Source organism: Micromonospora sp. ATCC 39149 (assembly GCF_000158815.1).
Classification (GTDB): Bacteria; Actinomycetota; Actinomycetes; order Mycobacteriales; family Micromonosporaceae; genus Micromonospora.
In genome coordinates, this window is sequence record NZ_GG657738.1 from 4036126 (window position 1) to 4045903 (window position 9778).

A 9778-nucleotide genomic window follows, 5' to 3' on the forward strand; every position below is an offset into this window, starting at 1 on the left:
GAAGTAGAGCACCTCGCCGTCGCGGATGCCGAGCTGCGCCGCCGTACGGCCACCGTCGAGCGGCTGCCCGCCGAGCCGGGCCAGGCTCCAGCCACCGTGCCGCACCCCCTCGTCGGCGAGGTCCTCGCCGGCGTACCGCAGCAGGGTCGGCAGAAGGTCCGCCAGGGGCACGTCGGCCGGGAGGGCAAGGTCCATCCGGGTCCGGGGCGCCACGATGGTGATCCGGCTCAGGCCGCCGGTCGCCGTCCTCGTCGCCACTGTGGCCTCCTCGCGCTCGCCTACGCTTCATCCGCCCGGGCCGCCGCCGACGTGGGGTCCACGACGCCCACGGGAGATTACCTACGATGACCCCCACGTACGATGCCCACCCGACGGCCCGCGCCCGGTCGTCGCGCCACCCCGGCCGCACGTCACGCCGCGCCGGCCGGCGTCCCGGGCCGCTTCTGGGGGAGGAGAGAGCGCCGTGAGCACCGTCGTGTTCCGTCGGCTTCCGCGTCAATCAGGGCCCGCCCTGCCGCGTGGTGAGGTGCTGCTGGAGTCCCCGCCGGAGCTGCCCGAGCCGACCCCCCGGGGCATGGGGCAGCTCCTGATGATCCTGCCGATGGTCTGCGGCGTCGGCGCGATGGCGTTCCTCTACGCCGGCCGGGGCGGCGGCGTGATGACGTACGTCGCGGGTGGACTCTTCGGTGTCTCCATGCTCGGCATGGCGATCGGCTCGCTGAGCAACGGCGGCAACGACAAGGCCGAGCTGAACGCCGAGCGTCGTGACTACATGCGATACCTGGCCCAGATGCGCAAGCGCACCCGGCGCGCGGCCGAGCAGCAGCGGGCCGCGATGACCTGGCGGCACCCGGAGCCCGACGCGCTCTGGTCGATCGCCGCGTCCCGCCGGCTGTGGGAACGCCGGATCACCGAGGACGACTTCGGCGAGGTACGGATCGCGGTCGGCCCGCAGCGGCTGGCGGTGGAGATCGTGCCGCCGGAGACGAAGCCGGTGGAGGACCTGGAGCCGATGAGCGCGATCGCGCTGCGCCGGTTCGTCCGGGCCCACTCCACGGTGCCGGACCTGCCCACCGCGCTGTCGGTGCGGGCGTTCTCCCGGGTGGTGCTGCGCGGCGAGCGGGAGCCGGTGTTGGACCTGGCCCGGGCGACGTTGGGTCAGCTCGCCACCTTCCACGCCCCGGACGATCTGAGCGTCGTCGTGGTGGCCGCCGAGGACCGGCAGCCGGCCTGGGACTGGGTGAAGTGGCTGCCGCATGCCCAGCACCCCGGGCGCACCGACGCGGCGGGGGCGCGTCGCCTGGTCTTCGCCACCCTCGCCGAGGCCGAGGAGTCCCTCGCCGACGAGCTGGCCGGTCGGCCCCGGTTCGCCCCGGACGCCAAGCCACTGACCACCGCACCGCACCTGGTGGTGGTGGTCGACGGCGGCGAGGTCGCCGCCACCTGCCAGCTCACCGGGCCGAGCCTGCTCGGCACCACGGTGCTGGACCTCTCCGGCGTCGTCCCCCGCGACGCCGGCCGCTGGCTGCTCTGCCTCGACGCCGGCGACGGGAGCGCGCTGGACCTGGTCCGGGGCGCGACCACCACCCGGCTGGGCCGCCCGGACGGGCTCACCGCCGCCGCGGCCGAGGGGCTGGCCCGGCAGATCGCCCCCTACCGGCTCTCCCAGCAGCAGGCCAGCGCCGAGGAGCCGCTGGCCCGTAGCACCGAGCTGCCGGACCTGCTCGGCGTCGGCGACGCCGCCGCCGTCGACGTGCAGCAGACCTGGCGACCGCGCAGCCACCGCGACCGGCTGCGCATCCCGCTCGGCGTCGGCCCGGACGGCAACGTCGTCGAGCTGGACTTCAAGGAGTCCGCGCACGAGGGCATGGGCCCGCACGGCCTGGTCATCGGCGCCACGGGCTCCGGCAAGAGCGAGTTGCTGCGTACGGTGGTCGCCGCCCTCGCGGTCACCCACTCCTCGGAGGAGCTGAACTTCGTCCTGGTCGACTTCAAGGGCGGCGCGACGTTCGCCTCCTTGGACGCGCTGCCGCACACCAGCGCGGTGATCACCAACCTCTCCGACGAGTTGCCGCTGGTCGACCGGATGCGCGACGCCCTGGCGGGCGAGATGAACCGCCGCCAGGAGGTGCTGCGGGCCGCCGGCAACTACGTCTCCCGGTACGAGTACGAGAAGGCGCGGGCCGCCGGCGAGTCGCTGGACCCGATGCCGAGCCTGCTCATCATCTGCGACGAGTTCAGCGAGCTGCTCGCCGCGAAGCCCGACTTCATCGACCTGTTCGTGATGATCGGCCGGCTCGGCCGGTCGCTGGGGGTGCACCTGCTGCTGGCCAGCCAGCGGTTGGAGGAGGGGAAGCTGCGCGGCCTGGACACGCACCTGTCGTACCGGATCGGCCTGCGCACCTTCTCGGCCGTGGAGAGTCGGATCGTGCTCGGCGTGCCCGACGCGTACGAGCTGCCCAGCGCGCCCGGCCACGGGTACCTGAAGACCGACACCGCGACGATGCTGCGGTTCCGCGCGGCGTACGTGTCCGGCCCGTACCGGGCGCCGGGGGAGCAGGCACGCTCGACGCAGGCGCTGGTGCAGCGCCGGATCCTGCCGTACGGCATCGGGTTCGTGCCGGCGCCCGCCCCGGAGCTGCCGGTGGAGCCGGTGGACGAGCCGGAGCAGCCGGCCGAGGGTAAGGCCGTGGCGATGCTCGACGTGCTGATCGAGCGCCTCGCCGGCCGGGGCAGGCCCGCCCACCAGGTCTGGCTGCCGCCGCTGTCCGAGCCGCCGAGCCTGCTGGACCTGCTCGGCCAGCTCGCCGTGGACCCGACGTACGGGCTGACCACTGCCGGGTGGCCGGGCCGGGGCCGGCTCACCGTCCCGGTCGGGGTGGTGGACCGCCCGTACGAGCAGCGGCGCGATCCGATGATGGTGGAGCTGGCCGGCGCGGGCGGCAACGTGGTCATCGTCGGCGCGTCGCTGTCCGGCAAGAGCACGATGCTGCGGTCGCTGCTCGCCTCGCTGGCGCTCACCCACACCCCGCGTGAGGCGCAGTTCTACTGCCTCGACTTCGGCGGCGGCGCGCTGCGCAGCCTGGAGGGGCTGCCGCACACGGCGGGGGTGGCCGGCCGGCGGGACACCGAGGCGGTCCGCCGCACGGTCGCCGAGGTGGTCGGGATCATCGACGAGCGGGAGCAGCGGTTCGCCCAGCACGGCATCGATTCGGTGGCGGCGTACCGGCGTCGCCGGGCGGCCGGCGAGTTCGCCGACGATCCGTTCGGCGACGTCTTCCTCGTGGTGGATGGCTGGAACACGCTGCGCCAGGAGTACGAGGAGCTGGAGCAGACCATCACGAACCTGGCCAATCGGGGGCTGGGTTTCGGCGTGCACGTGGTGATCACGGCGGTGCGCTGGGCGGAGATCCGGATCAACCTGCGCGACCTGCTCGGCACGAAGCTGGAGCTGCGGCTCGGCGACGCGGCCGAGTCGGAGATCGACCGGCGGGCCGCGCAGAACGTACCGGAGAAGACCCCGGGTCGCGGCCTGACCCGCGACAAGCTGCACTTCCTGGCGGCGGTGTCCCGGATCGACGGCCGCCGCGACGTCGACGACCTGACCGAGGCGTCAATCGCCCTGGCCGGGCACGTGGCGCGGGCGTGGCCGGGCGCGCCAGCGCCGAAGGTACGGCTGCTGCCGCGCCGGCTGCCGTTGGCCGAGCTGGCCCGGGTCGCCGACCGGTCCGCGCCCGGCCTGCCGATCGGGGTGAACGAGTCGGCGCTCGCCCCGGTCTACCTGGACCTGGCGAACGAGCCGCACCTGACGGTCTTCGGCGACGCCGAGTGCGGCAAGACCAACCTGCTGCGGGTCATCGCGAGGGGGATCGTCGAGCGGTACACCCCGGCGCAGGCCCGCCTCGTCATCGCCGACTACCGGCGCGGCCTGCTCGGCGCGGTCGACGGCGAGCACCTGCTCGACTACGCCCCGTCCAACCAGGCCTTCGCTCAGGGCCTCGCGTCGATCCGCAGCGCCCTGTCCAACCGGCTGCCCGGCCCGGATGTCACCACCGCCCAGTTGCGCGACCGGAGCTGGTGGAAGGGGCCGGACCTGTACATCCTGGTGGACGACTACGACCTGGTCGCCTCCGGCGGCAGCAACCCGCTCAGCGCGTTGCACGAGCTGCTGCCACAGGCCCGCGACATCGGCCTGCACCTGATCGTCACCCGCCGGGTCGGCGGGGTGGCGCGGGCGCTGTACGAGCCGGTGCTGCAACGCCTGCGTGAGCTGGACTCGCCCGGCCTGCTGATGTCCGGCGCCCGGGAGGAGGGGCCGGTCTTCGGCACGCTTCGCCCGAGCCCGCAGCCGCCGGGCCGGGGCACGCTGGTGCGGCGGCGCGACGGCCAGCAGCTCATCCAGACGGCCTGGTCCGAACCGGCCTAGGTTGCGTTTCGTCAGGGCTGGGGACGGACGCCGGATGACCCGGTCGGGTAGCGTCGGGCCGATCGTCGGTTGTGCAGAGAGGACCGTGGTGAGCACCTCGGGGGGGTACGGCGTCGGCGGCGCCGTCGAGAGCATGTTGCGTCAGGCGCAGGAGCAGCAGCGTCGGCTGGCCGAGTTTCAGCGGCAGCGCGCCGAGCTGCGGGTGACGGGGGAGAGCCCGGACGGCCTGGTCCGGGTCACGATCGACGGCGAGATGAAGGTCGGCGACATCGAGATCAACGCCCGGGCGATGCGGCTGGACAGCTTCTCCCTCGCGGAGTCGCTCCAGGCCGCGATCGACGCGGCGTACGCGGCGTTCGGCGAGCACCAGCAGGAGTTGCTCACCGAGATGCTCGGCGGCTCCGAGTTGGTCCGGCAGGCCCAGGCCGGCACCCTGACCCCGGAGGACTGGTTCCGCCGGTTCGGGGTGGACCTGGGCGACCCGTTCCGCGGCCTGCGCCGCTGAGTCCGGCAGGGAGACACGATGGCGAACAAGGTCGACGTCGACGCGATCCGCAAGGCGAGCCAGAAGCTCGACGCCCCGGACGGCCCGATCCAATACCTGCGAAACGTCCAGGCGCTGCTGGAGAGTGTGAAGCTGCCGGCCGGGTCGCTGACCCTCTTCGGTGGTGCGACCGTCGAGGCGCACAACGCCACGGTCGACGGCCACCTGGACAACGTGAAGAGCGGCATCGAGCACCTGCACCGGGCGGCCCAGCAGCTCGAACAGACTGCCAAGAACTGGGAGAAGTCGGATCAGCCCTGGGTGGTCAAGTGACCGACCGGGCGCGTGACGGGGGGCAGCACCGATGACGGAGATCCTGATCGCCAACGCGTCCGGTGCGGTGACCGGCACGCACACGGTCGCCGCGACGACGGCACCCGTGCGGGGCCTGCTCCCGGCGGCCCGCGCCAACTGGATGTGGCTGGTCGGGGCGGGCTTCCTGGGCGTGATGATCGCCTATTTGGAGACGTTCGACAACGACGAGGTCAACAAGTCCATCAAGGAGTGGGGCGACGCCGCCCGGCTGCTCGGCGCGGACCAGTTCGGCGCGGCCCTGGGTGAGGTGCCGCCGTCCGACGAGGAGTGGGACTTCGACGACCGGGACGCGTTCGAGCTCTTCCTCCGCAAGCTGGGTGCGGAGATCAACTCACTGGCCGAGGCGTTCAACGCCAACAAGGAGAGCCTCACCGCCGCCCGGGACGCCTTCAACGACGCGGTCGACGCGCTGGTCGAGGCGCTCATCCCGATCCTGATCGCGGTGATCGCGTCGGTCGCGCTCCAGGCGTTCCCGCCGACCGCGCCCATCGCCGAGGCAATCGGGGTGGCCGGGCTGACCGTGAGCGTGGCGATCCTCGCGTTGGTCTTCGGCGACATCAGCGCGCTGTTCACCACCGTGATGGCGGGGTTCCAGCACAACAACCGGTTCGCCTTCGTGTCGGACTCCCGCCCGGGCTGGGCGGCCACCGGCACGGACCCGGACATCAAGGACATCAAGATCGATTGGGTCAAGGATTCCAACTTCTACCAGTGAGAGGGCGACATGGCGGCGCTCTTCGTGTTTTCCCTGGTCACCATCCCGGTCTTCCTCGTGCTGGGGCTGGTCGCGCAGCTCTCGCGGGCGACCTGGGCCAAGCGGGCCAGCGAGGCGACGGTCCTCGTGGGCATCGCCGCGCTGCTGCCGGTGGTGCTGGACCGGGCCTTCGAGAAGCCGGTGCTCTGGGCGGGCGTGGTGCTGCTGGCCGCGCTGCTGGTGTTCGGCGTGGTGCTGCACGTGCGGTCGTACCGCCGGCCGTCCTGAGCAGAGCGACGCGGTCCGACAGGGACGCTCCACGCGGGAGCGCGCCGGCCCGCGCGCCGCAGACGGCCCGGTGACAGGGCTGCGCACATTGGACGGGGTCGGTTACGGTGCATGCAGAATGTCCGTCGGTGGGGTTGGTCGCCTTGCCGCGGGGGAAGGCGCGGCAGAGTTCCGCCGCCACAACGATGACGGAAGGGTGTGAAGCATGGCGTTCGAGGTCGACGCATCGACTCTGCATACCGCGGCGAATGACGTGCGGGCCACGCGCGGCGATGTCGACGGTGAGCTGAAGAAGCTGTGGAACGTGGTCGACGACCTGGCGATGGCCTGGAAGGGGCAGGCGTCCTCGGGCTTCCAGCAGCTCATGCTGCGCTGGAACGAGGACACCGCAAAGCTGCTGACCGCGATGGACAACATCGCCGACCTGCTCGACAAGTCCGGCACGACCCACCAGGTCAACGACGAGGAACAGCAGCAGATGCTGGACAAGTTCCACGCTGCCCTGAACCCGTGACCGGCAGCCAGGTGTAGGGGAGGAAATCATGAGCATCAAGGTTGACTACGCGGTCCTCGAAAGCAGCAACCAGCAGATGACCGCCATCTCGCGGACCATCGACGAGAAGCTGGACACGCTGCGGTCGATGCTGACCAAGCTGCACTGGGAGGGCGAGGATCGCACCGCCTACCAGCAGCACCAGGCGCAGTGGGACGCCGCCGTCCGGGACATCAACAAGATCCTGAACGACATCGGCGGCGCGGTCGGCATCGCCCGCGAGAACTACGTCACCACGGAGATGAGCAACTCCAAGGTGTGGAACAGCTGAGCTGACGCCGGAGCGGCTCCGGTCCGGCTCGACCGGACCGGAGCCGCGCTGCGTGAGGGGTCGACGAGGGGTCCGGGAGAGCGATGCGCACGGGGAAGCACCGCCGACCGCTGCCGCGGTTCGCCGCCGCCATGCTGGCGCTGGTCACGGTGGCCGGCGGTGGCCTGCTGACCGCGCCCGCGCCGGCCGGTGCCGCCGACACGGTGCGCGGCCTCCAGTGGCACCTCGACACGCTGCGGATCCCCGAGGCGCACAAGCTGACCAGGGGCAGGGGCGTCACGGTCGCGGTGATCGACGGCGGGGTGCACGCCGCCCACCCCGACCTCAAGGGGCAGGTGCTCAAGGGCACCTCGCTGTCGAGCGCGGTCCCGGCCGACGGCCGCGCCGACCCGGATCGCGAGAAGGGGCACGGCACGGCGATGGCCGGCATCATCGCCGGCCGGGGCGGCGGGTCCATGCGCCTGCTCGGTATCGCCCCGGAGGCGAAGATCCCTGCCGGTGGCGCTCGGCCAGCCGCGCGAGTGGGACATCGCGGGTGGCATCCGCTGGGCGGGCCGACGCCGGCGCGGATGTGATCAACCTGTCCATCGGCGCTCCCGGCAGCGACCCGCAGATCACCGAGGCCGTCCAGTACGCGCTCGGCAAGGGGGCGGTGCTGGTGGCCGCCGCCGCAACCGCCGTACCGCCCAGGCCGTGCCGACGCCGGCCAACGTTTCCCCGGCGTCCTCACGGTCGGGGCAACCGGGCAAGAGCGGATCCCGGTGGAGCGGGTCGGTCACCGGGCCCGGAGCTGGGGGCTCGCCGCGCCCGCGAGCGGATCATCAGCCCGGCGCCGCCACCGGTCTCGCCGAACGGCTACGGCGTGGGCGACGGGACGAGCGACGCGGCGGCGATCGTCTCGGGAGTCGCCGCGCTGGTGCGGTCCCGCTATCCCAAGCTCGACGCCGCCAACGTGGTGAACCGGCTGATCCGTACGGCGCGGGACCGGGGCGCCCCCGGCCGCGATCCGGAGTACGGCTTCGGCGGCGTCGACGTGCTGGCCGCGCTGACCGCCACCGTGTCCGAGGTGGACGGCAACCCGCTGCTGGCCGGCGGGTCCGCGAAGCCGACCGGGTCCGGGGCCGACGCAGCGGCCGACGACTCCGGCGACGATCGGCCGGCCGTCTCCTTCGGCCTCGCGGACAACGCGCCGATCCAGCTCGCGCTCTGCCTGCTCGTGGTGCTCCTGGCCGGCGCGGTGATCGTTGCGCTGATCGTGGTCAACCGCCGGGCGGCGCGCCGCCGCGTCCCACCGGGCCCGCCCACGCGCCCGCATCAGCCGGACCCGTACCCGTCGGGCCCGCGTCAGCCGGGCCCGGTGGCGGGTGCGGCCCCACCGGGTCCGTACCCGCCGTATCCGCCGGGGCCGGGCCCGCACGCCCCGCCGGGGCCACCGGGGCGCTGACACCGACACCTGAGGAACGGGGCCAGGGGAGGGCACCATGAGCGACGAACGCAACGATCCGGACCGGGTGGAGATCGACCTGCCCGTGCCGCTGCCGGTCAACCCGATGTACCCGGGGATGGGCAACATCCGGGGGATCAGCTTCGACCGGATCGGCGTGGACCAGGCCGAGACGCCGAGCGGGCTGGTCGCCGGCAAGGGCGAGAAGGGTGTCCAGACGGAGTGGGACGCCGGCAACCTCGACTCGGCTATCACCTGGCTGGAGACACACGCCAGCTACCTGAACCGGCTCTCGTACGACATGGTCGACATCAAGGAGAAGCTCGGCGGCGACCAGGCCGTTGCCGGCAAGGGCCCGCTGGGCGGCTTTCCGTACGCCCTGCAGCTTGCCCAGCGGCACCAGCAGGTCTACAGCGGCACGGAGGGCGGGCTGCGCACCCTCTCAGAGAACCTGTACTCGGCGGCCGAGGCGCTGCGCACGGTGAAGCGGAACTACGAGACCGCCGAGGGTGCCAACGAGATGACCGCGCAGGAGATGCAGCAGGCATTCACCGACGCCGCCCGCGGCGGCAGCTAGATCGACGGGAGCGGGACGTGGGGGACAAGAGCTGGGAGGACATGGCCCGGGAGGTGCTCGTCGAGGGCCGTCCGGCCGACGTGCAGAGCGCCGCGCTGGGCTGGCGGGAGCTGATCAAGAACCTCGATCAGGTCCGGGAGAGCCTGGAGACGAACGTCAAGGATCTCGGCGCGGTCTGGAAGGGCCCGGCGTACGAATCGTTCAAGACGCACATCGAGGGGCTCGCCAAGAACGCCAAGTCGATCGTCGACGACATCGACAACCCGGGGCGCGGCAAGGTCAGCATCGTGACCACCCTGGAAACCGCCGCCACCCAGCTGGAGGACGCCCAGAACAAGATGCCCATCCCGGCGGCCTGCGTCGGTGACGTCCTGGCGGCCCGCAACGGCGAGATCACCCTCGGGGTGGGGCTCTTCGAGACCCGGGTCACGGCGGAACTCATGGGTAGCTGGCCGGTCGAGCAGCTCGGCAAGGTGGGCGACTGGGTGACCGGCTGGTTCTCCGACCAGGAGGGTGACGCCCGGAAGGTCTACGACGAGGTCAACGGCAACTTCAGGGACCGCACGATGGAGGCGCCGGGCTCGGTGACCCCCAGCAGCTTCCAGACGGGCCCGCCGGAGGTGCCGAACCTCGGTGGCGGCCCGGGCGGCGGCGGTGCCGGCGGGG

Annotated in this window: 12 protein-coding genes; 11 read left to right on the plus strand and 1 reads right to left on the minus strand. The window is 72.4% G+C overall.

Annotation, left to right across the window (positions count from 1 at the left end):
• Nucleotides 1–258 (minus strand): EsaB/YukD family protein (locus tag MCAG_RS17350; RefSeq protein ID WP_036373887.1); only part of this gene is annotated, 258 nt, incomplete at its 3' end.
• Nucleotides 259–463: 205 nt separating this feature from the next.
• Here MCAG_RS17350 and MCAG_RS17355 point away from each other — a divergent pair.
• The 11 genes from MCAG_RS17355 to MCAG_RS33745 all read left to right on the plus strand — a co-directional run.
• The gene (locus MCAG_RS17355; protein ID WP_036373889.1) at nucleotides 464–4426 is read left to right on the plus strand and encodes a type VII secretion protein EccC; all 3963 of its coding nucleotides are present in this window, start codon (nucleotides 464–466) and stop codon (nucleotides 4424–4426) included.
• 88 nt (nucleotides 4427–4514) lie between these two features.
• Entirely contained in the window at nucleotides 4515–4931 is a 417-nt protein-coding gene (locus tag MCAG_RS17360; protein ID WP_036373892.1) for a YbaB/EbfC family nucleoid-associated protein, read from the plus strand.
• Between the two features lie 18 nt (nucleotides 4932–4949).
• Nucleotides 4950–5243, plus strand: coding sequence for a hypothetical protein (locus MCAG_RS17365; RefSeq protein ID WP_007074284.1), 294 nt, complete (start codon nucleotides 4950–4952; stop codon nucleotides 5241–5243).
• 31 nt (nucleotides 5244–5274) lie between these two features.
• Entirely contained in the window at nucleotides 5275–6000 is a 726-nt protein-coding gene (locus MCAG_RS17370; protein ID WP_007074285.1) for a hypothetical protein, read from the plus strand.
• A 9-nt stretch (nucleotides 6001–6009) separates the two neighbouring features.
• Entirely contained in the window at nucleotides 6010–6267 is a 258-nt protein-coding gene (locus MCAG_RS17375) for a hypothetical protein (RefSeq protein WP_007074286.1), read from the plus strand.
• A gap of 205 nt (nucleotides 6268–6472) precedes the next feature.
• A complete protein-coding gene (locus MCAG_RS17380) occupies nucleotides 6473–6781 on the plus strand; it encodes a WXG100 family type VII secretion target (protein ID WP_007074287.1) in 309 nt (102 codons plus the stop codon).
• Nucleotides 6782–6809: 28 nt separating this feature from the next.
• Nucleotides 6810–7091 carry a WXG100 family type VII secretion target gene (locus MCAG_RS17385; protein WP_007074288.1) on the plus strand — a complete coding sequence of 94 codons (282 nt, stop codon included), beginning with the start codon at nucleotides 6810–6812 and terminating at the stop codon, nucleotides 7089–7091.
• Nucleotides 7092–7174: 83 nt separating this feature from the next.
• Entirely contained in the window at nucleotides 7175–7666 is a 492-nt protein-coding gene (locus tag MCAG_RS29740; RefSeq protein ID WP_050777991.1) for a S8 family serine peptidase, read from the plus strand.
• Nucleotides 7627–8535, plus strand: a complete 909-nt coding sequence (locus MCAG_RS35935) for a S8 family serine peptidase (RefSeq protein ID WP_050777992.1) — start codon at nucleotides 7627–7629, stop codon at nucleotides 8533–8535. The genes MCAG_RS29740 and MCAG_RS35935 overlap by 40 nt, the downstream gene beginning before the upstream one ends.
• A gap of 37 nt (nucleotides 8536–8572) precedes the next feature.
• Entirely contained in the window at nucleotides 8573–9112 is a 540-nt protein-coding gene (locus MCAG_RS17395; RefSeq protein ID WP_007074290.1) for a hypothetical protein, read from the plus strand.
• Between the two features lie 17 nt (nucleotides 9113–9129).
• The coding region (locus MCAG_RS33745; protein ID WP_036373895.1) for a WXG100 family type VII secretion target at nucleotides 9130–9778 on the plus strand (649 nt) is incomplete at its 3' end.

Coding starts and splice junctions, on each gene's coding strand:
- MCAG_RS17385 (WP_007074288.1), top strand. CDS start 6,810: ATGAGCATCAAGGTTGACTACGCGGTCCTCGAAAGCAGCAACCAGCAG.
- MCAG_RS17375 (WP_007074286.1), top strand. CDS start 6,010: ATGGCGGCGCTCTTCGTGTTTTCCCTGGTCACCATCCCGGTCTTCCTC.
- MCAG_RS17365 (WP_007074284.1), top strand. CDS start 4,950: ATGGCGAACAAGGTCGACGTCGACGCGATCCGCAAGGCGAGCCAGAAG.
- MCAG_RS17370 (WP_007074285.1), top strand. CDS start 5,275: ATGACGGAGATCCTGATCGCCAACGCGTCCGGTGCGGTGACCGGCACG.
- MCAG_RS17380 (WP_007074287.1), top strand. CDS start 6,473: ATGGCGTTCGAGGTCGACGCATCGACTCTGCATACCGCGGCGAATGAC.
- MCAG_RS17395 (WP_007074290.1), top strand. CDS start 8,573: ATGAGCGACGAACGCAACGATCCGGACCGGGTGGAGATCGACCTGCCC.
- MCAG_RS29740 (WP_050777991.1), top strand. CDS start 7,175: ATGCGCACGGGGAAGCACCGCCGACCGCTGCCGCGGTTCGCCGCCGCC.